Annotated in this window: 21 protein-coding genes; 17 read left to right on the top strand and 4 right to left on the bottom strand. The window is 68.5% G+C overall.

All coding sequences use genetic code 11. The annotated features are described in order from the left end of the window. Nucleotides 1-109 precede the first annotated feature (109 nt). The 4 genes from U5809_RS24015 (at nt 110) to U5809_RS24030 (ending at nt 4,566) form a co-directional block, all read left to right on the top strand. Nucleotides 110-883 carry an SDR family NAD(P)-dependent oxidoreductase gene (locus U5809_RS24015; protein WP_282506665.1) on the top strand — a complete coding sequence of 258 codons (774 nt, stop codon included), beginning with the start codon at nt 110-112 and terminating at the stop codon, nt 881-883. Nucleotides 884-1,025: 142 nt separating this feature from the next. After that, nucleotides 1,026-2,474, top strand: coding sequence for an MFS transporter (locus U5809_RS24020; protein WP_322088351.1), 1,449 nt, complete (start codon nt 1,026-1,028; stop codon nt 2,472-2,474). A gap of 69 nt (nt 2,475-2,543) precedes the next feature. Next, complete coding sequence (locus U5809_RS24025) at nt 2,544-3,497, top strand: 2-hydroxyacid dehydrogenase (protein ID WP_322088352.1); 954 nt, start codon at nt 2,544-2,546, stop codon at nt 3,495-3,497. Between the two features lie 10 nt (nt 3,498-3,507). After that, nucleotides 3,508-4,566: an L-idonate 5-dehydrogenase gene (locus U5809_RS24030; RefSeq protein ID WP_322088353.1), complete on the top strand. Its 1,059-nt coding sequence runs from the start codon at nt 3,508-3,510 to the stop codon at nt 4,564-4,566. 105 nt (nt 4,567-4,671) lie between these two features. Here the strand turns inward: U5809_RS24030 and U5809_RS24035 are convergent, their stop codons facing one another. Further along, entirely contained in the window at nt 4,672-5,871 is a 1,200-nt protein-coding gene (locus tag U5809_RS24035) for an MFS transporter (RefSeq protein WP_322088354.1), read from the bottom strand. Nucleotides 5,872-6,177: 306 nt separating this feature from the next. Between U5809_RS24035 and cynR the strand changes: the two genes are divergently transcribed. Further along, nucleotides 6,178-7,068: a transcriptional regulator CynR gene (gene cynR / locus U5809_RS24040; protein ID WP_282506670.1), complete on the top strand. Its 891-nt coding sequence runs from the start codon at nt 6,178-6,180 to the stop codon at nt 7,066-7,068. Between the two features lie 36 nt (nt 7,069-7,104). On the opposite strand, the gene U5809_RS24045 is transcribed toward cynR, so the two are convergent. Next, nucleotides 7,105-7,827 carry a FadR/GntR family transcriptional regulator gene (locus U5809_RS24045; protein ID WP_322088355.1) on the bottom strand — a complete coding sequence of 241 codons (723 nt, stop codon included), beginning with the start codon at nt 7,825-7,827 and terminating at the stop codon, nt 7,105-7,107. Between the two features lie 213 nt (nt 7,828-8,040). Here U5809_RS24045 and U5809_RS24050 point away from each other — a divergent pair, with 213 nt between their 5' ends. From U5809_RS24050 to U5809_RS24060, 3 genes are all read left to right on the top strand, one after another. Next, on the top strand, nt 8,041-9,363 hold the full coding sequence (locus tag U5809_RS24050) for a C4-dicarboxylate transporter DctA (protein ID WP_322088356.1): 1,323 nt from the start codon (nt 8,041-8,043) through the stop codon (nt 9,361-9,363). A gap of 103 nt (nt 9,364-9,466) precedes the next feature. Beyond that, nucleotides 9,467-10,474, top strand: a complete 1,008-nt coding sequence (gene alc, locus U5809_RS24055; RefSeq protein ID WP_322088357.1) for an allantoicase — start codon at nt 9,467-9,469, stop codon at nt 10,472-10,474. 14 nt (nt 10,475-10,488) lie between these two features. Next, the gene (locus U5809_RS24060; RefSeq protein WP_322088358.1) at nt 10,489-11,022 is read left to right on the top strand and encodes an ureidoglycolate lyase; all 534 of its coding nucleotides are present in this window, start codon (nt 10,489-10,491) and stop codon (nt 11,020-11,022) included. A 102-nt stretch (nt 11,023-11,124) separates the two neighbouring features. On the opposite strand, the gene fur is transcribed toward U5809_RS24060, so the two are convergent. Beyond that, nucleotides 11,125-11,553 carry a ferric iron uptake transcriptional regulator gene (gene fur / locus U5809_RS24065; RefSeq protein ID WP_011350926.1) on the bottom strand — a complete coding sequence of 143 codons (429 nt, stop codon included), beginning with the start codon at nt 11,551-11,553 and terminating at the stop codon, nt 11,125-11,127. 141 nt (nt 11,554-11,694) lie between these two features. On the opposite strand from fur, the gene bamE reads away from it, so the two are divergent. The 9 genes from bamE to U5809_RS24110 all read left to right on the top strand — a co-directional run bounded on the left by bamE (nt 11,695) and on the right by U5809_RS24110 (nt 20,879). Then, entirely contained in the window at nt 11,695-12,516 is an 822-nt protein-coding gene (gene bamE, locus U5809_RS24070; protein ID WP_282506675.1) for an outer membrane protein assembly factor BamE, read from the top strand. A gap of 63 nt (nt 12,517-12,579) precedes the next feature. Continuing rightward, the gene (gene dapB / locus U5809_RS24075) at nt 12,580-13,377 is read left to right on the top strand and encodes a 4-hydroxy-tetrahydrodipicolinate reductase (RefSeq protein ID WP_282506676.1); all 798 of its coding nucleotides are present in this window, start codon (nt 12,580-12,582) and stop codon (nt 13,375-13,377) included. 18 nt (nt 13,378-13,395) lie between these two features. Beyond that, the gene (locus tag U5809_RS24080; protein ID WP_322088359.1) at nt 13,396-14,064 is read left to right on the top strand and encodes a MotA/TolQ/ExbB proton channel family protein; all 669 of its coding nucleotides are present in this window, start codon (nt 13,396-13,398) and stop codon (nt 14,062-14,064) included. 24 nt (nt 14,065-14,088) lie between these two features. After that, entirely contained in the window at nt 14,089-14,547 is a 459-nt protein-coding gene (locus tag U5809_RS24085; RefSeq protein ID WP_322088360.1) for a biopolymer transporter ExbD, read from the top strand. Between the two features lie 181 nt (nt 14,548-14,728). Continuing rightward, a complete protein-coding gene (gene leuS, locus U5809_RS24090) occupies nt 14,729-17,323 on the top strand; it encodes a leucine--tRNA ligase (protein WP_322088361.1) in 2,595 nt (864 codons plus the stop codon). Between the two features lie 38 nt (nt 17,324-17,361). Beyond that, the gene (gene lptE / locus U5809_RS24095; RefSeq protein ID WP_322088362.1) at nt 17,362-17,916 is read left to right on the top strand and encodes an LPS assembly lipoprotein LptE; all 555 of its coding nucleotides are present in this window, start codon (nt 17,362-17,364) and stop codon (nt 17,914-17,916) included. Nucleotides 17,917-17,934: 18 nt separating this feature from the next. After that, complete coding sequence (holA, locus tag U5809_RS24100) at nt 17,935-19,029, top strand: DNA polymerase III subunit delta (protein WP_322088363.1); 1,095 nt, start codon at nt 17,935-17,937, stop codon at nt 19,027-19,029. Nucleotides 19,030-19,165: 136 nt separating this feature from the next. Then, on the top strand, nt 19,166-20,437 hold the full coding sequence (locus U5809_RS24105; RefSeq protein ID WP_322088364.1) for a glutamate-5-semialdehyde dehydrogenase: 1,272 nt from the start codon (nt 19,166-19,168) through the stop codon (nt 20,435-20,437). A gap of 19 nt (nt 20,438-20,456) precedes the next feature. Continuing rightward, nucleotides 20,457-20,879, top strand: coding sequence for a CopD family protein (locus U5809_RS24110; protein WP_282506681.1), 423 nt, complete (start codon nt 20,457-20,459; stop codon nt 20,877-20,879). A 111-nt stretch (nt 20,880-20,990) separates the two neighbouring features. Here U5809_RS24110 and U5809_RS24115 read toward each other — a convergent pair whose 3' ends face one another. After that, on the bottom strand, nt 20,991-21,839 hold the full coding sequence (locus tag U5809_RS24115; RefSeq protein WP_059236154.1) for a MurR/RpiR family transcriptional regulator: 849 nt from the start codon (nt 21,837-21,839) through the stop codon (nt 20,991-20,993). Between the last annotated feature and the right edge of the window lie 98 nt (nt 21,840-21,937).

Consider the following 21,937-nt stretch of genomic DNA (forward strand, 5'->3'; position numbering starts at 1 on the left):
CCGGATCAAAAACAACCATTGGCGCGAGGCCCGGCAGCCGGCCGAAGATAGCGTCAACGTGAGACCGGCCGCGACGGGCAGCCGGCTCACCTGGCACGAGGAGACACGCATGACCAACGCGCTTGAACGGTTCCGCCTCGACGGCCGCCGCGCATTGATTACCGGTTCCGGACGCGGGATCGGGCTGACGCTCGCCCGCGGGCTGGCCGAAGCCGGCGCCGCGATCGTCATCAACGATCGCAATGAGGAGAAGGCCGCGACGCTCGCGCGCCACTTCCGCGAGGAAGGTTTTGCTGCCGACCATGCGGTGTTCGACGTCACCGAACACGCGCAGGTGCGCGCGGCGATCGACGATTTCGAGACGCGCGTCGGCGCGATCGACATTCTGGTGAACAACGCGGGCATTCAGCGCCGCGCGCCGCTCGACACATTCGAACCCGACGACTGGCAGGCGCTGATGCGCGTGAACCTCGACGGCGTGTTCAACGTCGCGCAGGCCGTCGCGCGGCACATGATCGCGCGCGGCCACGGGAAGATCATCAACATCTGCTCGGTGCAGAGCGAACTCGCGCGCCCGACGATCGCCCCGTATGCGGCGACCAAGGGCGCGGTGCGGATGCTGACGAAAGGGATGTGCGCCGACTGGGCGCGCCACGGCATCCAGGCGAACGGCCTCGCGCCCGGCTATTTCGAAACCGAACTGAATCGCGCGCTGGTCGACGACGCGGCGTTCTCGGACTGGCTGTGCAAGCGCACGCCGGCCGGCCGCTGGGGGCGCGTCGACGAGCTGTGCGGCGCGGCGATCTTCCTCGCGTCGGCCGCGTCCGATTTCGTGAACGGCCAGACGCTGTTCGTCGACGGCGGCCTGACCAGCGCCGTCTGAGCGGCGGCGCGAGCGCGCCGTTGCGCCGGCTCGCGCCGGCATCCGAATTTCCAAAAGAGCCCGCCGCACGAGCGGGCCGATGTCCCGGTCGCGCGAGTCGCGGCCGGGTTCCGGAACGGAAGGCAGGAGACAGGAGACAACGATGGATCGCATTTCCCCGCCGCCCGCGCGGCACGATGCAGGGTCCGGTACGCCGGGCGAAGCCGTCGAGCGCCGCGGCGTCGACACGAAGCAGCTCAATCGCGCGGCATGGACCTGCTCGCTCGGCAGCGCGCTCGAATACTACGATTTCGCGTTGTACACACTCGCGTCGGCGCTCGTGTTCGGGCCGCTGTTCTTCCCCGCGCAGACCGCCGAGATGCGGCTGATCGCGAGCTTCGGCACCTACTTCGTCGGCTTCGCGGTGCGCCCGCTCGGCGGTGTCGTGTTCGGCGTGCTCGGCGACCGGATCGGCCGCAAGTTCGTGTTGACCGCGACGGTGCTGCTGATGGGCGTCGCGAGCACGCTGATCGGCGTGCTGCCGACCTTCGCGACGGCAGGCTACTGGGCCCCGGCGCTGCTGATCCTGCTGCGCATCCTGCAGGGCCTCGGCGCCGGCGCGGAGCAGGCCGGCGCCGCGGTGCTGATGACCGAATACGCGCCGCCGGGCAAGCGCGGCTTCTATGCGTCGCTGCCGTTTCTCGGCATCCAGCTCGGCACGGTGCTCGCGGCCGCTGTCTATTTCCTGCTGCTCGCGAACCTCGACCGCGTCACCGACGGCTGGGGCTGGCGCGTGCCGTTCCTGTTCAGCGCGGTGATCGTCGCGGTCGGGATCTACATGCGTGTGCGGCTGCACGAGTCGCCGACCTTCGTGCGGCTCGAGAAGCGCGCGCAGGTCTCCGCGAACCCGTTGAAGAGCGCCGTGCAGCATTCGAAACGCTCGCTCCTGATCGGCATCGGCCTGCGGATGGCCGAGAACGGCGGCTCGTCGATCTACCAGGCGCTCGCGGTCAGCTATCTCGCCGGCGTGATCGGGATGAAAGGGCCGATCGGCGCGCTCGCGCTGGTGTGCGCGGCGACCGTCGGCGCATGCACGGTGCCGCTAGCCGGCCGGCTGAGCGACCGCTTCGGGCGCGTGCGCGTGTATCGCACGTTCGCATGGCTGCAACTCGCGCTCGCGTTTCCGGTGTGGTGGATCTTCAGCCAGGGGAACGTGGTCGCGAGCGTGATCGCGATCTCGGTCGCGCAGGGCTTCGCGAACTGGGGGATGCTCGGTGCGCAGGCCGCGCTGCTGCCCGAACTGTTCGGCGCGCGCCATCGCTACATGGGCGTGTCGTTCTCGCGCGAAGTGTCGGCCGTGCTCGCGGGCGGGATCGCGCCGCTCGTCGGCGCAACGATCATCGCGACCGTGATCGCGCTGCACGGCGGCGACCACGCGGCCGGCGTGCGCGCCTGGGTGCCGATCGCCGCGTATCTGGTGCTGCTGACGCTGATCACGCTGTTCACGACATCGCGGATGCCCGAAACGCTGAACCGCGATCTCGACGATCCGCTCGACGCTGCACAGGCCGCACCGGCGCCGGATGCCGATGCGCTCGCGCGGCACGCATGAACGAGCCGGGCGGCCGATGCGGCCCGGCATGCTTTCGCATTCCACTTATCTCGACAGGAGCAAGCGCAGATGGCGCACGAATCGACCCAGCGGCCCGACCTGCTGATGACGGGCCCTTACCAGCCGTGGGACGACGCATGGCTGGCCGGCTATGACGTCCACCGGCTGTGGGAAGCCGCCGACCGCGCGGCGTTCCTCGCCGAACACGGCGCCGGCGTGCGCGCGATCGCGACCCGCGGCGATCTCGGCGCGAATGCCGAACTGATCGCCGCGCTGCCGGCGCTCGAGATCATCGCGTGCTACGGCGTCGGCACCGACGCGATCGATCTCGCCGCCGCGCGTGAGCGCGGCATCCGCGTGACCAACACGCCGGACGTGCTGACCGGCGACGTTGCCGATCTTGGCGTCGGGCTCGCGCTCGCGATGATGCGCCGGATCGGCGCCGGCGATGCGTACGTGCGCTCCGGCGCCTGGCGCGACGGCGACATGCCGCTCGTCACGCGGCTCTACGGCAAGCGCGTCGGCGTGGTCGGCTTCGGCCGGATCGGCTCGACCATTGCACGCCGGCTGTCCGGCTTCGACGTCGAGCTCGGCTACTTCGACGTCGCGCCGCGCGCGGACAGCCCGCACCGCTTCTTCGGCGATCTCGCCGAGCTGGCCGGCTGGTGCGACCTGCTGATCGTCACGCTCGCGGGCGGGCCGGCGACGCGTCATCTCGTCGGCGCCGCCGTGCTCGACGCGCTCGGGCCGCAAGGCTATCTGGTGAACGTGTCGCGCGGCACGACCGTCGACGAACCGGCGCTGCTCGACGCGCTCGAGCGCAATGCGATCGCCGGCGCCGCGCTCGACGTGTTCTGGAACGAGCCGCGCGTCGACCCGCGTTTCCTCGCGTTGCCGAACGTGCTGTTGCAGCCGCACCATGCGAGCGGGACGATCGAGACGCGCCAGGCGATGGGCTGGCTCGTGCGCGACAACCTCGCCGCGCACTTCGCCGGCGCGCCGCTGCTCACGCCGGTCGTCTGAGGAGGCTGTCATGCGTATGCGTTGCATGTGTGTCGTGATCCACGGGCCGAACGACCTGCGGGTGGAAGAGCAGGACGCGGGCGAGATCGGCCCGGGCCAGGTGCGCGTCGACGTCGCGATGGGCGGCATCTGCGGCTCCGATCTCCATTACTTCCGGCACGGCGGCTTCGGTGCGATCCGGTTGCAGCAGCCGATGGTGCTCGGCCACGAGGTGGCCGGCACGGTCGCGGAAGTCGCGCCGGACGTGACGTCGGTGAAGGTCGGCGATCGTGTCGCGGTCAATCCGAGCCGCCCGTGCGGTGCGTGCCGCTACTGCCTCGAAGGGCTGCCGAACCAGTGTCTCGACATGCGCTTCTATGGCAGCGCGATGCGGATGCCGCACGTGCAGGGCGCGTTTCGCAACGCGCTCGTGTGCGACGCGGTGCAGTGCGTGCCGGTGGCCGATCACGTGCCGCTGTCGCTCGCGGCGCTCGCCGAGCCGTTCGCGGTCGGGCTGCATGCGGTGTCGCGCGCGGGCCCGCTGATCGGCAAGCGCGTGCTCGTGTCGGGTTGCGGGCCGATCGGCGTGCTGGCCGTCGCGGCGGCGCGCGTGCACGGCGCGGCGGAGATCGTCGCGACCGACGTCGTCGAGGCGCCGCTGGAAGTGGCGAGCGCGCTCGGCGCCGACCGCACGATCAACGCGGCGGCCGATGCCGGGTGGGTCGAGCGTTACAGCGCGGACAAGGGCACGTTCGACGTGATGATCGAATGCTCGGGCAATGCGCGCGCACTGCGCGACGGGCTCGACGTGATGCGTCCGCGCGGTGTCGTCGTGCAACTCGGGCTCGGCGGCGATGTCAGCCTGCCGCAGAACGTCGTGGTCGCGAAGGAGCTGTCGATCTGCGGATCGTTCCGCTTTCACGCGGAATTCGCGCTCGCGGTGCAATTGATCAACGCGGGGCGTGTCGACCTGCGGCCGGCCGTCACGCGCGTGTTCCCGATGCGCGACGCGAATCTCGCGTTCGAACTGGCCGGCGACCGGCAGCGCGCGATGAAGGTGCTGGTCGATTTCGCGGACGCGGCCGCATGATGGTCCGGCGCTAGCGCGCGACGGAATCGACGTCGTCAAAAAAGGCACGCCCGCGAATTGCGCTGCGTGCCTTTTTTCGTCGTGGCGCGCAGACGGATTACCGCATTACTGCGTGACCTGCCGCGTGCCGACGCGTTGCGACGCGAGCCACAGCGCGATCAGCACGCCCGACAGCGCTGCACCGGCGATGCATACGCCGCGCCAGCCGTCGAGGCCGTACGCGAAGCTCGCCGCGAACGACCCGAACGCGCCGCCGATGAAGTAGCTCGTCAGGTAGATGGTCGTCACGCGGCTGCGCGCGTTGCCGGCCAGCGCGTAGATCACGCTCTGGTTCGAGATGTGCATGCCCTGCACGCCGATGTCGAGCAGCAGGATGCCCGCGATCAGCGCCGCGAGCGAGTGCGCGCCGGTCGCGATCAGCGCGAACGACGCGAGCACGGCGGCCGCGAACAGCCCCGTCGCCGCATTGCCGTGGCCGCGATCGACCAGCCGGCCGGCCGACGTCGCCGCGAGCGCGCCCACCGCGCCGACGATGCCGAACAGGCCGATCTGGCCTTCGGAATAGCTGTACGGCGGCTGGCTCAGCAGGAACGTGAGGCCCGTCCACAGCAGGCTGAAGCACGCGAACACGAGTGCGCCATAGGTCGAGCGCAGCGCGATCAGCGGTTGCGCGCGCACCAGCGCGACGAGCGACTTCATCAATGCCGCATAGTCGAGGCGGGTGTCGCGGCGATCCTTTGGCAGCTTCACGGCGAGCACGCCGGTCAGCGCGAGCACCATCACCGCGGCGACGCCGTACACCGCGCGCCAGCCGAACCCGTCGGCGATCGCGCCGGCCGCGACGCGCGCGAGCAGGATGCCGAGCAGCAGGCCGCTCATCACGGTGCCGACCGCGCGGCCGCGCGAGCGCGCGTCGGCGAGCGATGCCGCGAACGGCACGAGCAGCTGCGTCGAGCAGGTGACGAAGCCGACCGCGACGTTCGCGACGACGAACATCGTGAAATTCGTGCTGAACGTGACAGCGACCAGCGCGACGACGTTGAGCATCAGCAGCCGCACGATCAGCGTATGGCGGTTGACCGCGTCGCCGAGCGGGACGATCAGCAGCAGGCTCGCCGCATAGCCGAGCTGCGTCAGCGTGACGAGATAGCCGAGTTCGGTCGGCGCGCGGCCGAAGCTGTGCGCGATCGCGGCGAGCAGCGGCTGCGCGTAGTAGATGTTGCCGATGACGATGCCGCACGCGCAGGCGAACAGCAGCGTCATGCCGCGGGTCAGGGGAGGGTGGTTGTCTTGATGCGGTTCCATGGTCGCGAAAAACAGCGGCGCCGGCCGGCGGCACGGGGCCGTCGGCTGCGCGGGGTGACGGAAATCGGGGCCGGCGTCAACGGATTGGCGGTGAACCGATGCGCGCCGGGCGGATCGCGGCCGGGCCGTGGTCGGGCGGCGGATCGTCGTGCGGCGGGCGCAGGCAGGGCGGGCCCGGGCGTGCCGCTCCGGTGCGGTGACAGGCGATGCACAGGAGCGGATGTGCGTATGATGCGGAAATTGTCCCATAGCGTCCAAGACTGGATCGTTATGGCATCCATTGGTTTTGCCAATACATTGGCCGCGATGCTACTCCGCCATATCCGCTATTTCCTGGCCGTCGCCGAGCAGCGCAGCTTCACGCGCGCGGCCGACGCACTGCACGTGTCGCAGCCGACGCTGTCGCAGCAGGTGCGCCAGCTCGAGGAAACGCTCGGCGTGCAGTTGTTCGATCGCTCGGGCCGCACGGTGCAGCTCACCGAATTCGGCGAAGTCTATGCGCGTCATGCGCGCGCCGCGCTGCACGAGCTCGATACGGGGCAGCGCGCGCTGCACGACGTCGCCGATCTCGGCAGCGGGTCGCTGCGGCTCGCGATGATGCCGACCTTCGCGGCCTACCTGAGCGGCTCGCTGATCGACGGCTTCCATACCGATTACCCGAACGTCGCGCTGACGATCGACGCGATGCCGCAGGAGCGCATCGAGGCGCTGCTCGCCGACGACCGGCTCGACGCGGGTTTCGCGTTCATGCCGCCGCGCGCGCCGGACATCGACGCGCTGCCGCTGTGGGACGAGCCGCTCGCGCTCGTGACGGGTCGCACGCACCGTCTCGCGCGGCGCCGCCGCGCGCTGACGCCGGCCGAGCTCGGCGGCGAGCCGCTGGTGCTGCTCAGCCGTGCGTTCGCGACGCGCGAGAGCATCGACCGGTACTTCATCGAGCATGGCGCGCGGCCGAAGATCGCGATCGAGACGAATACGATCAGCGCGGTGCTGGAGCTCGTGCGGTGCGGCCGGCTTGCGACGGTGCTGCCCGACGCGATCGCGCGCGAGAGCGGCGACCTGTGCGCACTGGAGCTCGATCCGCCGCTGCCGGCCCGTACGGCCGCGCTGCTCACGCGCAAGGGCGCGTATCGCAGCGTCGCGGCGCGCGCGTTCATCGAGCGCGCGCTCGCGTATCGCGATCCGTCGGGCGGGTGACCGGGACGACCGGGCGGCCTGGGCGCCGGCGGCGCGTTACGCGCCCGGTGTCGGGAAGAAGATGCCCGCGCGCTGCGCGGCGTTCGCGATGTGCGTTTCGATCGCGGTGCCTGCGGCGGCGGCATCGCGGGCGATCAGCGCGTCGAGGATCGCGCGGTGCTCGTGCCACGTCGACAGCAGCAGCTCGCGCCGGTAGAACGGCATGCGCTGGCTTTCCTTCATGATGTCGGCGCTGCTGCGCAGCACCGATTCGATCGCCGCGTTGCCGGCGAGATGAATGATCCGCATGTGGAAGTCGAAGTCGAGCCGCGACGCTTCGTCGATCGCGTTGTCGGTCAGCGCGACGTGCAGGTCGGCGAGGTTGTCCTCGAACCACGCGATGTCGGCGTCGCTGACGACGTGCGCGGCCATCCGCGCGGCAAACCCTTCGAGCGCATAGCGCATCTGGTACGTGTCGGGCGGCGACGACTGCTCGGCGAACTGCCACGGATGCGCGGCCGAGGCCTGCGCGCTTTCGACGTAGACACCCTTGCCCGCACGGATGCGCAGCATCCCGAGTGCCTCGAGCGTCGACAGCGCCTCGCGCAGCGACGCGCGGCTGATCTCCAGCTCCTCGGAGAGCTGGCGCTGGGCCGGCAGCAGGCTGCCGACCGGATAAACGCCTGCCTCGATCCGGTCGCGGATCGTCGCGATGGCGGCGTCGGTCACGGTATGCGGAACGTTTTTCATGATGTGAACTTTGGCCGGTCTGACCGGCATTGTAATCCGCACGCGGGCGGTGCATGACTGCCCTACGGGAAAGCCACGATCCGCCCCTTTCCAGTGCACCGGAACCGGGCGCGCAGGGGGCGGGAAATCCCTATTTCGTCCGTCCTTGACGCCACTATATCGGCTTCCTACTATCCACCATAACATCACTGGTCTTACCAGTATGAACAGACGAAACTGCAACCGTTGGATCGGGAGAGCGCCGTGTCGAAATTCCTTAATTCGCTGTTTGGCCGGGTAGTCGTCGCATTGATTCTGGGGGTCGCGCTGGGCGCGTTCTTCCCGCACTTCGCCGAGTCGCTGCGGCCACTCGGCGACGGCTTCCTGAAGCTCATCAAGATGGTCATCGGCCCGATCGTGTTCTGCGTCGTGGTCAGCGGGATGGCCAATGCGGGCGACCTGAAGAAGGTCGGCCGGGTCGGCCTGAAGGCCGTCGTCTACTTCGAGGTGATGACGACGCTCGCGCTCGGCATCGGGCTCGTGCTCGCGTGGCTCACGCGCCCGGGCGTCGGGATGAACATCGACCTGCGCTCGCTCGACGCGGCGTCGCTCGCGTCGTACGCGAAGAACGCCGAAAGCCTGAAGGACACGGCCGGCTACCTGATGAAGATCATCCCCGAGACCGCGATCGACGCGTTCGCGAAGGGCGACATCCTGCAGATTCTCGTGTTCGCGGTGCTGTTCGGCTCCGCGCTGTCGCTGCTCGGCGACAAGGCGCAGCGCGTCAACTCGCTGGTCGAGGAACTGTCGCACGTGTTCTTCCGGATCATCGGCTTCATCATCAAGCTCGCGCCGCTCGGCGTGCTCGGCGCGATCGCGTTCACGACCGGCAAGTACGGCGTCGCATCGCTCAAGCAGCTCGGCTATCTCGTCGCGGTGTTCTACCTGAGCTGCTTCGTGTTCGTCACGGTCGTGCTCGGCACGGTGATGCGGATCGCGGGCTTCTCGGTGTTCAAGCTGATCCGCTACCTGCGCGAGGAACTGTCGATCGTGCTCGGCACGGCGTCGTCGGACGCGGTGCTGCCGCAGGTGATGAGCAAGCTCGAATACATGGGCATCAAGGATTCGACGGTCGGTCTCGTGATCCCGACCGGCTATTCGTTCAACCTCGACGGCTTCTCGATCTACCTGACGCTCGCGGTGCTGTTCATCGCGCAGGCCACCAACACGCCGCTGTCGACGCATGACCTGATCGTCGTGCTGCTCGTATCGCTCGTCACGTCGAAGGGCGCGCACGGCATCCCCGGTTCGGCGATCGTGATCCTCGCGGCGACGCTGTCGGCGATCCCCGCGATTCCGGTGCTCGGCCTCGTGCTGATCCTACCGGTCGACTGGTTCGTCGGCATCGCCCGCGCGCTGACCAACCTGATCGGCAACTGCGTCGCGACGGTTGTCGTCGCGGTGTGGGAGAACGACATCGACCGCGCCCGTGCGAAACGCGTGCTGAACCGCGAGCTGCGTTACGTGCCGGCCGACGAGGCAGGCAGCACGGCGCCGGTTGCCGGCGACCAGGCTCACGCGCTCTGAGCGCGATCCCGCGCGAAGCGGCTTCCCCGACCGTTTCGCGCGATTGAATTTCCCACGGCCGGCCCGACGATGCGCCGGCCCCTGACAAGATAGTGGAGACGACATGGCAGCCCCCATTCTCGATCCGAACGCGCCTGCGTTTACGCGGCGTTACATGAACCTCGCCGACCCGCGCCTCGGTGCGCAGGCGCTCTTTGCCAGCGACGAATTCTTCGCGCCGAAGGAGCGCATGCTGAATCCCGAGCCGGCCGTGTTCATTCCCGGCAAGTACGACGACCACGGCAAATGGATGGACGGCTGGGAAACGCGTCGCAAGCGTACGACCGGCCACGACTTCTGCGTGGTCCGCCTCGCTCGGCCGGGCGTGATCTACGGCGTCGACCTCGATACGAGCCACTTCACCGGCAACTTCCCGCCGGCCGCATCGATCGAGGCGTGCGCGGTCGACGGCGACACGCCGCCCGACGACGCCGCGTGGCGCACGCTCGTCCCCGCGACGACGTTGCAGGGCAATTCGCATCACTACGTGAGCGTCGACGACGCGCAGCCGGTCACGCACCTGCGCGTGAACCTGTATCCGGACGGCGGGCTCGCGCGGCTGCGCGTGTATGGCCAGCCGCAGCGCGACTGGCGCCACGTGCCGGCCGGCGAGCTCGTCGATCTCGCGGCGATCGAGAACGGCGGCTATCTGGTGGCCGCGAACAACCAGCACTTCGGGCCGGCATCGCAGATGCTGATGCCGGGGCGCGGCGCGAACATGGGTGACGGCTGGGAAACGCGGCGCCGCCGCGAGCCCGGCAACGACTGGGCGATCGTCGCGCTCGCCCGGCCGGGCATCATTCGCCGCGTCGAGGTCGATACGGCGTTCTTCAAGGGCAACTTCCCCGACCGCTGCTCGCTGCAGGCCGCGCATGTCACGGGCGGCACCGACGATTCGCTCGTCACGCAGGCGATGTTCTGGGCTGAACTGCTCGGCGAACAGAAGCTGCAGATGGATCACGTGCACACGTTCGATCAACTCGCGGCGCTCGGCCCCGTCACGCACGTGCGTTTCAACATCTTCCCGGACGGCGGCGTGTCGCGCCTGCGTCTGTGGGGCGAGCCGGCCTGAAGGAGGGCAACGTCATGACCGGATCCCGCATCCTGCGCGTCGAGCGCCTGACCCGCGAGGCGTTCGCCCCGTTCGGCGACGTGATCGCGCTCGAAGGCGCGCGGCACTTCCCGATCAACGGCGGCACGACCGAGCGCTTTCACGATCTCGCGACGATCGATGTCTGCGCGGACGGCGGCCGGCCGCTCGTCAGCGTGTTTCGCGCGCAGCCGCGCGCGCTGCCGGTCGCGGTCACGCTGATGGAGCGCCATCCGCACGGCAGCCAGGCATTCATTCCGCTCGCGGCCGTGTCGCGCTATGTCATCGTCGTCGCGCCGGCCGGCGACTTCCGGCCCGAGGCGATGCGCGCGTTCCTCGCCGTTGGCTGGCAGGGCGTGAACTATGCGAAGGGCGTCTGGCACCACCCGCTGCTGGCACTGGACGCGGTCAGCGATTTCGTGATCGTCGATCGCGGCGGCCCGCAGCCGAACTGCGACGAGATCCCGCTCGATGTCGCCTGGGCGCTGGAATTCGAGCCGGCCCTGGTGAGCGTCGAAGGGCATTCGTAAGCGTTCCGGCCCCGCGCGCGCAACACGACCCGAAAAGAAACACGGCCCGGGCGGCGAGATGCCGGCCGGGCCGTGCTGCGTGCGAGACGCGCGAATCAGCGATCAGTGCTTGCGGTGCGGGCAGTTTTCGGTCGTGCACGAACCGTACATCGCGAGCGAGTGCTCCTGGAGCCGGAAGCCGCGCTCCTTCGCGATCGCCTGCTGGCGGCCTTCGATCTCGGCATCGAAGAATTCCTCGACGCGGCCGCAATCGAGGCACACGAGGTGGTCGTGGTGCGAGCCTTCGTTCAGCTCGAACACGGCCTTGCCGGATTCGAAGTTGCTGCGCGTGAGCAGGCCGGCCTGCTCGAACTGCGTGAGGACGCGGTAGACGGTGGCGAGCCCGATGTCGAGCTGCTCGTTGAGCAGGTTCCGGTAGACGTCTTCGGCCGTCAGGTGGCGCACCGGGCTCTGCTGGAAGATCTCGAGAATCTTGAGGCGCGGTAGGGTGGCCTTTAGCCCGATATTCTTGAGATCCGTCGGATTGGTCATGGCTAGGCATCCCTAGAGTACAATGCAGGGCTTCAATGTTACCGGCTTTTCGCCGTTCCAGAAACACGCGCGGCCTGTACGCGGGCCAGCACGGTGAAGGAAATGATCCCAGAATCGCTTTCGCACTTTCAGAGGAGTCGCATGCGGAGTGCCATCATCGCTGCCGCCGCCATCGTCGCGCTGGCGGGTTGTTCGTCGTACGACAGCGTGACGCAGCGCATTGCGCAGAGCATCACGCCCTATCGGATCACCGTCGTGCAGGGCAACTTCGTATCGCAGGAGAAAGCCGCGCAACTGCAGGTCGGCATGACGCGCGAGCAAGTCCGGGCATTGCTCGGCACACCGCTGCTGGCGGACATGTTCCACGCCGACCGCTGGGATTACCTCTTCTACTTCAAGCGCGGCTCGACATCGATCGTCCAGCAGCGCGATCTCGTCGTGACCTTTGCGGGCGATCGCCTCGCGGGCTGGACGGGCGCCGACAACCTGCCGTCCGAGCTCGACCTGCTGGCCGACATCGACGGCGACCGCGGCGGCAAGAAGGCGAAGGCGGCCGCAGCGGCGAAGAAGGCTTCGGAAGCCGCCGCGGCGAGCGCCGCGCAGGCGCAGGCAGCGGCGAGTACGCCGGTGCCGGATGTCGTCGCCAGCCCGTCCGTCGCGCCGGCCTCCGGCGCAGCGGTCGACCAGGATGCGAACGCGCAGGCTGCCCGCGCGGCGAACCGCGCGACCAACCAGGTGTCGGGGCAGGGTTCGGCCGCACGCCGTTTCACGCCGTCCGCGCAGGCTTCGGGCGGCGCGCCGGTACCGGGCGGCCAGCCGCCGGGCGCCGCGCCGGCGATCCAGCCGCAGTTCCAGTTCCATCGTCCGCCGCAGCCGAACGTGTCGAACGAGGCGTCGCCGCCGGTCGGCCCGCAAGGCTCCGACAACCTGCAGAACCAGCCGCTCACCGCGCCGGCGCAGTAAGCCCGGCTTGCGGAACCAGGGCGGCTCGCGCCGCCCGCCTTTAGACCTGTCGTGTAGAAAGCCATGAAGATTGCGATTGCCGGCGCATCGGGCCGAATGGGCCGGATGCTGATCGAAGCCGTTCTCAACGATACCGACGCGCAGCTCGTCGGCGCGCTCGATCGCGCCGATTCGCCGTTCCTCGGCCAGGACGCCGGTGCGTTCCTCGGCAAGGAAACCGGGATCAAGCTGACCGACGACCTCGACGCCGTGTTCGCGCAGGCCGACTACCTGATCGATTTCACGCGTCCGGAAGGCACGATGGCCCACATCGCGGCCGCGCTGCGCCACGACGTGAAGCTCGTGATCGGTACCACCGGCTTCACCGCCGAGCAGAAAGCCGAGCTGCAGGCTGCTGCGGCCAGGATCGGCATCGTGTTCGCGGCGAACATGAGCGTCGGCGTGAACGTCACGCTGAAGCTGCTCGAATTCGCGGCGAAGCATTTCTCGCACGGCTACGACATCGAGATCATCGAGGCGCACCACCGCCACAAGGTCGATGCGCCGTCGGGCACCGCGCTGATGATGGGCGAAGCCGTCGCCGGCGCGCTCGGCCGCTCGCTCGACGAGTGCGCCGTGTATGGCCGCCACGGCGTGACGGGCGAGCGCGACCCGTCGTCGATCGGCTTCGCGGCCGTGCGCGGCGGCGACATCGTCGGCGATCACACCGTGCTGTTCGCCGGGATCGGCGAGCGCATCGAGATCACGCACAAGTCGTCCAGCCGCGTGTCGTACGCGCAGGGCGCGTTGCGCGCGGTCCGCTTCCTGTCGGCGCGCGACGCCGGCCTGTTCGACATGCAGGACGTGCTCGGCCTGCGCTGACCCCACGGGGAAACTCCGATGGCGATACCCACCGGCGTTGTCCACTACCTCGAAAGCGGCGATGCGATCACGCATGCGGTCGCCTATGTGCTGCTGGCGATGTCCATCGCCAGCTGGTGCTTCCTTTTCATGAAAGCCTGGCTCCTGGTCCGCGCGAAGCGGCAGGGGCCGCGCGCGCTCGCCGCGTTCTGGCGCGCACCGTCGCTCGACGCGGGCATAACCGCGCTCGCCGGCGCCGATCGCGAGCGCGTGTTCGTGCCGCTCGCCGAAGCCGCGCGCGACGCGGCCGACGACCACGACCCGACCGTGCTGGCGGCGCGCGTCGAGCGCAGCGAACGCGTGCTGCGCGCATTGCGCCATGCGATGCTGCGCTCGCAGCGGCGTCTCGAATTCGGCCAGGTGCTGCTCGCGTCGATCGGCAGCACCGCGCCGTTCGTCGGGCTGCTCGGCACCGTGTGGGGCATCTACCACGCGCTCGGCAGCATCGCCGCGAGCGGGCAGGCGCAGATCGAGAACGTCGCGGGGCCGGTCGGCGAGGCGCTGATCATGACCGCGTTCGGGCTCGTCGTCGCGATTCCCGCGGTGCTGGCCTACAACATCCTCGGGCGGCTCGTCCGGCAGCTCGCCGAGGAACTCGACGGTTTCGCGCGCGACCTGCACGTGTTCGTGTGCGCAGAGGGCGCCTGACGCGCCGGCCCGGGAGGAGCGACCATGGCATTCGGCGGGCTCGAGCACCACAAGACGTCCGCGCCGATGGCGGAGATCAACATGACGCCGCTGATCGACGTGATGCTCGTGCTGCTCGTCATCTTCATCATTACCGCGCCGCTGATGACGCACGCGATCCGGCTCGACCTGCCGAAGGTCGCGGCCAGCGTTGCGCGCGACACGCCGCAATCGGTCACGCTGTCGATCGACGACGCCGGCAAGCTGTACTGGGACGACGCGCCCGTCGCGCTCGATGCGCTGCCCGCGCGCTTCCGGGCCGCCGCCGAGGGCGGCGCGCCGCCTGAACTGCGGCTGCGCGCCTCGCGCGCGACGCGCTACGACGTGATCGCGCAGGTGATGGGCGCCGCGCAGGCCGCGGGCCTCACGCGCATCGGCTTCGTGACCGACATGCCGCCGCAGGCGGGTGCCGTCGCGCCGGCCGCGGCCGTGGCGAAACCCTGACACGCCGTTGTTGCGGGCGCCGGCCCGCGAGACCGGCCGTGCGGGCCGGCGCGGGCGGTATAATCGACGTTTTTCCCGGCGCGGCAACAGCCAGCCTGTTCCTGCGCCGGGCAAGCACGCCTTTCGATCCACTTCTGCGCGCGAGCCGTCGCGCCGCTTAAAGCCTAGTCCGAACCACACCATGCACGAAAGATACGTACCCGCCGACGTCGAAGCCGCCGCCCAGGGCGACTGGCGCGCAGCCGATGCCTACAAGACGCAGGAAGATTCGCAGAAGCCGAAGTTCTACTGCGTGTCGATGCTGCCGTACCCGTCCGGCAAGCTGCACATGGGTCACGTGCGGAACTACACGATCAACGACGTGATGTACCGCTATCTGCGGATGAACGGCTACAACACGCTGATGCCGATGGGCTGGGACGCGTTCGGGATGCCGGCCGAAAACGCCGCGATGGCGAACGGCGTGCCGCCCGCGAAGTGGACCTACGACAACATCGACTACATGAAGGGCCAGATGCAGTCGATGGGCCTCGCGATCGACTGGTCGCGCGAGATCGCGACGTGCAAGCCCGACTACTACAAGTGGAACCAGTGGCTGTTCCTGAAGATGCTCGAGAAAGGCATCGCGTACAAGAAGACGGGTACCGTGAACTGGGATCCGGTCGACCAGACCGTCCTCGCGAACGAGCAGGTGATCGACGGCCGCGGCTGGCGCTCGGGCGCGCTCGTCGAGAAGCGCGAGATCCCGATGTACTACCTGCGCATCACGCAGTACGCGGATGAGCTGCTGAACGACCTCGACGGCCTCGGCTGGCCCGAGCGCGTGAAGATCATGCAGCAGAACTGGATCGGCAAGAGCTTCGGCGTGAACTTCGGCTTCCCGTACGAACTCGACGGCGAGAAGAAGCTGCTGCGCGTGTTCACGACGCGCGCCGACACGATCATGGGCGTCACGTTCTGCGCGATCGCGGCCGAGCACCCGCTCGCCACGCGTCTCGCACAGGACAAGCCCGAGCTGCTCGCGTTCATCGACGAATGCAAGCGCGGCGGCGTCGCCGAAGCCGACGTCGCGACGATGGAGAAGAAGGGCGTCGCGACGGGCTTCTCGGTCAAGCACCCGCTGACCGGCGAGCCGGTCGAGGTGTGGATCGGCAACTACGTGCTGATGAGCTACGGCGAAGGCGCGGTGATGGGCGTGCCGGGCCACGACGAGCGCGATTTCGCGTTCGCGAAGAAGTACGACCTGCCGATCAAGCAGGTGATCTCGGCCGAAGGTCAGGCGTACTCGCTCGACGCATGGCAGGAGTGGTACGGCGACAAGGAAACCGCGGTCTGCGTGAACAGCGGCAAGTACGACGGCCTGCGCTATGCGGAAGCGGTCGACGCGGTTGCGGCCGACCTGAACGCCGGCGGCTTCGGCGACAAGCAGGTCACGTGGCGCCTGCGCGACTGGGGCGTATCGCGCCAGCGCTACTGGGGCACGCCGATCCCGATCATCCACTGCCCGTCGTGCGGCGACGTGCCGGTGCCCGAGCAGGACCTCCCGGTCGTGCTGCCGGAGGATCTCGTGCCGGACGGCTCGGGCAACCCGCTCGCGAAGTCGGAAGCGTTCCTGAACTGTTCGTGCCCGAAGTGCGGCGCGGCCGCGAAGCGTGAAACCGACACGATGGACACGTTCGTCGATTCGTCGTGGTACTTCTCGCGCTACACGGCGCCGGACGCCGAGACCATGGTCGACGCGCGCACCGATTACTGGATGCCGATGGACCAATACATCGGCGGCATCGAGCACGCGATCCTGCACCTGCTGTATTCGCGCTTCTGGACCAAGGTGATGCGCGACCTCGGCCTCGTGAAGTTCGGCGAGCCGGCGAAGAACCTGCTCACGCAGGGCATGGTGCTGAACGAGACGTTCTACCGTGAAGACGCTGCCGGCAAGAAGACGTGGTACAACCCGCTCGACGTGACGGTCACGCATGATGACAAGGGCCGCCCGGTCGGCGCGACGCTGAACACGGACGGCCAGCCGGTCGTGCTCGGCGGCATCGAGAAAATGTCGAAGTCGAAGAACAACGGCGTCGATCCGCAGTTGCTGATCGACCAGTACGGTGCCGATACCGCGCGCCTGTTCACGATGTTCGCGGCGCCGCCCGAGCAGCAGCTCGAGTGGTCGGGTGCGGGCGTCGAGGGCGCGAGCCGCTTCCTGCGTCGCGTGTGGAGCTTCGGCGCGACGAACCGCGAAGCGCTCGCCGCGCGCGCGGGCTTCGACGCGGCCGCGCTCGGCGAAGCCGACAAGGCGCTGCGCCGCGAGATCTACAGCGTGCTGAAGCAGGCCGATTTCGACTACCAGCGCCTGCAGTACAACACGGTCGTGTCGGCCGCGATGAAGATGCTGAACGCGATCGACGGTGCGAAGGGCGCGACGCCGGGCGTGCTGCGCGAGACGTACGGCGTGCTGCTGCGCGTGCTGTACCCGGTCGTGCCGCACGTCACGTTCGAGCTGTGGAAGACGCTCGGTTATACGGACGAATTCGGCACGCTGCTCGATGCGCCGTGGCCGAAGGTCGACGAGGCCGCGCTCGAGCAGGCCGAGATCGAACTCGTGCTGCAGGTGAACGGCAAGGTGCGCGGCGCGCTGAAGGTTGCGAAGGATGCGAGCCGCGAGGCGATCGAAGCCGCGGCGGTGGCCGACGAAGCATTCGCGAAGTTCAGCGACGGCAAGCCGGCGAAGAAGATCGTCGTCGTGCCGGGCCGCCTCGTGAACATCGTCGTCTGACGGCCGCTGGCCGTCGGGCGTACCCAGAAGGAGCGAAGGTGATCCGCAGATCGTTTTTGATGCTCGTCGTCGGCAGCGCGGTCGCGCTGTCGGCATGCGGCTTCCAGTTGCGCGGCCAGCAGAACTACGCGTTCAAGCACCTGCTGGTGGCCGGCGCGCCGGCGCCCGTCGAGGCGCGCCTCGTGCGCCTCGTCGAGGCCGGCAGCGACACGAAGATCGTCAAGTCGGCGGACGACGCCGACGCCGTGCTGCGCATGTGGGAGTCGCGTGGCCAGAACACGCTGACGCTCAACAAGTACGGCTCGGCGCAGGAATATGCGCTGTTCTATACGCTGAACTACACGCTGACGAGCAAGGACGGCACCGTGCTGATCCCGCCGAGCGCGATCGCGCTGAACCGCGCGATGACGTACAGCGACCAGTACACGAACGCGAAGGCGCAGGAAGCCGACATCCTGTACGGCGACATGCAGAACGACGCGGTCGACCAGCTGATGCGGCGTCTCGCGATCGTCCACTCGCTGACGCCGGCGCCGGAGGACGTGGTGCCGGGCGTGGCGCCGCGCGCGCCGCTGCCGCCGCCGCCGCTCTGATCGACGGCGCACGTAGCGATGCAATTGCGACTTGATGCGCTGGAGCCGCACCTCGCGAAGGGGTTGGCCGGGCTCTATACCGTCTACGGCGACGAGCCGCTGCTCGCGCAGGAAGCGTGCGACCGCATTCGTGCGGCCGCGCGCGCGGCCGGCTTCACCGAGCGTTCGGTGCATACGGTCGAGCGCGGCTTCGACTGGAGCGTGCTGCTCGGCGCGACCCAGGCGATGTCGTTGTTCGGCGATCGCCAGCTGATCGAGCTGCGCATTCCGTCGGGCAAGCCCGGCAAGGAAGGCGCCGATGCGCTGAAGACGCTCGCGGCCACGCCCAATCCCGACGCGCTGATGCTCGTCACGTTGCCGCGCCTCGATGCGGCCACGCAGAAATCCGCGTGGTTTACCGCGCTGCAGAACGGCGGTGTCGCGCTGAAGATCGATCCGGTCGACCGCGCGCAACTGCCGAACTGGATCGGCCAGCGTCTCGCGATGCAGGGCCAGCGCGCCGCGCCCGGCGACGACGGGCGGCGCGCGCTGCAGTTCATCGCCGAGCGCGTCGAGGGCAACCTGCTTGCCGCACACCAGGAAATCCAGAAGCTCGGGCTGTTGTATCCGCAAGGCGCGCTGTCGTTCGAGCAGGTGCACGACGCGGTGCTGAACGTCGCGCGCTACGACGTCTTCAAGCTGAACGAGGCGATGCTTGCCGGCGATACCGCGCGGCTCGCACGGATGATCGACGGGCTGAAGGGCGAGGGTGAGGCGATCGTGCTCGTGATGTGGGCCGTCGTCGAGGAACTGCGCACGCTGCTGCGGATCAAGCGCGGGGCGACGGCCGGCAAGCCGCTGGCGACGCTGCTGCGCGAGAACCGCGTGTGGGGGCCGCGCGAGCGGCTGATCGGCCCCGCGCTGAATCGCGTGTCGGAAGGCGTGCTCGAGAAGGCGCTCGCGTTCGCCGCGAAGCTCGACCGGCAGGTCAAGGGGCTCACGGCCGTCGTGCCGGGCCGCCGCACGCAGGACGAACCGCCGCCCGATCCGTGGGACGGGCTGTTTCAGCTCGCGATGACGGTTGCGGGGGCGCGCGGCGAGCGACCGCCGACCGCGGGTCGCGTGCGACGCTAAGTCCCGTCCGGGTCTTCAGCGCGCGCTGCGCAACCCGCTTACAATATTTCGATCGCTGGCGCGGCGCTTCGTCCGCCGCCCACGCTTCCCCCACGAATTCAAGCCGCTCCGCGCGGCGCGCATCTCGAGTCACACGATGGATATCGATCAGTACATGACCGACCTGGGCCGCCGCGCCCGGCACGCTTCCCGCGCGATGGCGCGCGCCAGCACGGCCGCGAAGAACGCGGCGCTCGACGCGGTGGCTCGCGCGATCGAACGCGACGCGCAGGTGCTGAAGGACGCGAATGCGCGCGACGTCGCCCGCGCCCGTGAAAAGGGGCTCGATGCAGCGTTCGTCGATCGCCTGACGCTGTCGGACAAGGCGCTGAAGACGATGGTCGAAGGGCTGCGCCAGGTCGCGTCGCTGGCCGATCCGATCGGCGAGATCGGCAACCTCAAGTACCGCCCGAGCGGCATCCAGGTCGGCCAGATGCGTGTGCCGCTCGGCGTGATCGGCATCATCTACGAGTCGCGCCCGAACGTGACGATCGACGCGGCTGCGCTGTGCCTGAAGTCGGGTAACGCGACGATCCTGCGCGGCGGCTCGGAAGCACTCGAATCGAATGCGGCGCTCGCGAAGCTGATCGGCGAAGGGCTCGAGGCGGCCGGCCTGCCGCAGGATGCGGTGCAGGTCGTCGCGACGGCCGATCGCGCGGCGGTCGGCAAGCTGATCACGATGACCGAATACGTCGACGTGATCGTGCCGCGCGGCGGCAAGAGCCTGATCGAGCGCCTGATCAACGAGGCACGCGTGCCGATGATCAAGCACCTCGACGGCATCTGCCACGTGTACGTCGACGATCGCGCCGATCTCGCCAAGGCGCTGACCGTCTGCGACAACGCGAAGACGCATCGCTACGGCACCTGCAACACGATGGAGACGCTGCTCGTCTCGAGCGGCATCGCGGCCGCGCTGCTGCCGCCGCTCGGCAAGCTGTATCGCGACAAGCAGGTCGAACTGCGCGTCGATGCTGCGGCGCGCGCGGTGCTCGCCGAGGCGGGCGTCGGCCCGCTCGTCGATGCGACCGAGGAAGACTGGCACACCGAATATCTCGCGCCGGTGCTCGCGATCAAGGTCGTCGACGGCCTCGACGCCGCGATCGAGCACATCAACCATTACGGCTCGCATCACACCGATGCGATCGTCACCGAGGATCACGACCGCGCGATGCGTTTCCTGCGCGAAATCGATTCGGCGAGCGTGATGGTCAACGCGTCGACGCGCTTCGCGGACGGCTTCGAATTCGGCCTCGGCGCGGAAATCGGCATCTCGAACGACAAGCTGCACGCACGCGGCCCCGTCGGCCTGGAAGGGCTGACGTCGCTGAAGTACGTCGTGCTCGGACACGGCGAAGGCCGCCAGTAACCCGCGAGGCGCAACACCAATGGCAATGCTCTGGGTCAAGACGTTCCATATCGTTCTGATCGCCGCGTGGTTCGCGGGGCTCTTCTACCTGCCGCGCATCTACGTGAACCTGGCCATGGAGACCGATCCGGCCGCGGTACGCCGCCTGCTGCTGATGGCGCGCAAGCTGTTCCGCTTCATGACGATGATCGCGGTGCCGGCGCTGGCCTGCGGGCTGTGGCTCTGGCTCGTGATCGGCATCGGCCAGGGGCAGGGCTGGATCCATGCGAAGGTGACGGTCGTGCTGCTGCTCATCGTCTATCACGCCTATTGCGGGCACCTGCTGCGGGTGTTCGAGCGTGGCGAGAACAAGCGCACCGACAAGTGGTATCGCGTGTTCAACGAGCTGCCGGTGCTCGGCATGCTCGCGGCGGTTGCGCTGGTCGTGATCAAGCCGTTTTGAGCGGCGCGGCCGGCTAGGTTGCCGGCGTCTCTTGATGCGCAACGGCGCCCCGTGGGGCGCCGTTCGTCGTTTACGTGCCGCGTTTTGCGTCGAACCGCACGCCGCGCGTCGTCAATCCTTCGTGCCGTCGTCGATCCGGCGGCGCGTGATCGCTTCCTTCGCGCGCCCGACCCGTTCCATCAGTGCGGGGCCGCGCGACAGCGCGACGCCGACTGCAAGGATGTCGCCGATCGCGAGATGCGACATCCGCGACGTCATCGGCGAGAACACGTCCGTTTCCTCGGCAACGTTCGACGCGAGGCTCACGGTTGCGAGCTTCGCGAGCGGCGAATGGCTCTGCGTGATCGCAACGACTTTCGCGCCGCACGCGAGCGCGGAGCGCGCGGCGTCGACGATGTCGCGCGTGCGGCCGGTGTTCGAGATCGCGACGACGACGTCGTGGGGCCCAAGCAGCGCCGACGACATCGAGAACGTGTGCGGGTCCGAATACGCGACACTCGGCACGCCGAGCCGGAAGAACTTGTGCTGGATGTCCTGCGCGGCGATGCCCGAGCCGCCGGCGCCGTAGAACTCGATCCGCGACGCGTTCGAGAGCAGCGCGATCGCATCGGCGACGCTGCCCGCGGACAGGCTGTTGCGCACCTCGATCAGTGCGCCGATCGTGCGGTCGAACACCTTGCCGATGATGCCGGGCGCCGGTTCGTCGGGCTCGACGTCGCGGTAGACCGACGACACGCCCGGCGCGACGCTCTGCGCGAGCCGGATCTTGAATTCGCGAAAGCCGCTGCAACCGAGCGCCTGGCAGAAGCGCGCGATCGTCGGCTGGCTGACGCCCGCGCGCGTCGACAGCTCGGTCATCGCGAGGTCGAGCACCTCGCGCGGCGCGGCGAGGATGTAGTCGGCGAGCTTGCGCTCGGAAGGGCGCAAGTCGGCGCGGATCGCTTCAATGCGAGGCAGCATGGGACGGCACGTGAAAATCGGGTTCGGATGAGCGAGTGTATCGCAATCGAATTGTAGAAAATCTACATGAAAATACTAGCGTCATCATCACGCTTTTG

This window comes from Burkholderia sp. BCC1999 (assembly GCF_905339975.1).
Lineage (GTDB): Bacteria > Pseudomonadota > Gammaproteobacteria > Burkholderiales > Burkholderiaceae > Burkholderia.

Coding starts and splice junctions, on each gene's coding strand:
- U5809_RS24015 (WP_282506665.1), top strand. CDS start 110: ATGACCAACGCGCTTGAACGGTTCCGCCTCGACGGCCGCCGCGCATTG.
- U5809_RS24020 (WP_322088351.1), top strand. CDS start 1,026: ATGGATCGCATTTCCCCGCCGCCCGCGCGGCACGATGCAGGGTCCGGT.
- U5809_RS24025 (WP_322088352.1), top strand. CDS start 2,544: ATGGCGCACGAATCGACCCAGCGGCCCGACCTGCTGATGACGGGCCCT.
- U5809_RS24030 (WP_322088353.1), top strand. CDS start 3,508: ATGCGTATGCGTTGCATGTGTGTCGTGATCCACGGGCCGAACGACCTG.
- U5809_RS24035 (WP_322088354.1), bottom strand. CDS start 5,871: ATGGAACCGCATCAAGACAACCACCCTCCCCTGACCCGCGGCATGACG.
- cynR (WP_282506670.1), top strand. CDS start 6,178: ATGCTACTCCGCCATATCCGCTATTTCCTGGCCGTCGCCGAGCAGCGC.
- U5809_RS24045 (WP_322088355.1), bottom strand. CDS start 7,827: ATGCCGGTCAGACCGGCCAAAGTTCACATCATGAAAAACGTTCCGCAT.
- alc (WP_322088357.1), top strand. CDS start 9,467: ATGGCAGCCCCCATTCTCGATCCGAACGCGCCTGCGTTTACGCGGCGT.
- U5809_RS24060 (WP_322088358.1), top strand. CDS start 10,489: ATGACCGGATCCCGCATCCTGCGCGTCGAGCGCCTGACCCGCGAGGCG.
- fur (WP_011350926.1), bottom strand. CDS start 11,553: ATGACCAATCCGACGGATCTCAAGAATATCGGGCTAAAGGCCACCCTA.
- bamE (WP_282506675.1), top strand. CDS start 11,695: ATGCGGAGTGCCATCATCGCTGCCGCCGCCATCGTCGCGCTGGCGGGT.
- dapB (WP_282506676.1), top strand. CDS start 12,580: ATGAAGATTGCGATTGCCGGCGCATCGGGCCGAATGGGCCGGATGCTG.
- U5809_RS24080 (WP_322088359.1), top strand. CDS start 13,396: ATGGCGATACCCACCGGCGTTGTCCACTACCTCGAAAGCGGCGATGCG.
- U5809_RS24085 (WP_322088360.1), top strand. CDS start 14,089: ATGGCATTCGGCGGGCTCGAGCACCACAAGACGTCCGCGCCGATGGCG.
- leuS (WP_322088361.1), top strand. CDS start 14,729: ATGCACGAAAGATACGTACCCGCCGACGTCGAAGCCGCCGCCCAGGGC.
- holA (WP_322088363.1), top strand. CDS start 17,935: ATGCAATTGCGACTTGATGCGCTGGAGCCGCACCTCGCGAAGGGGTTG.
- U5809_RS24105 (WP_322088364.1), top strand. CDS start 19,166: ATGGATATCGATCAGTACATGACCGACCTGGGCCGCCGCGCCCGGCAC.
- U5809_RS24110 (WP_282506681.1), top strand. CDS start 20,457: ATGGCAATGCTCTGGGTCAAGACGTTCCATATCGTTCTGATCGCCGCG.
- U5809_RS24115 (WP_059236154.1), bottom strand. CDS start 21,839: ATGCTGCCTCGCATTGAAGCGATCCGCGCCGACTTGCGCCCTTCCGAG.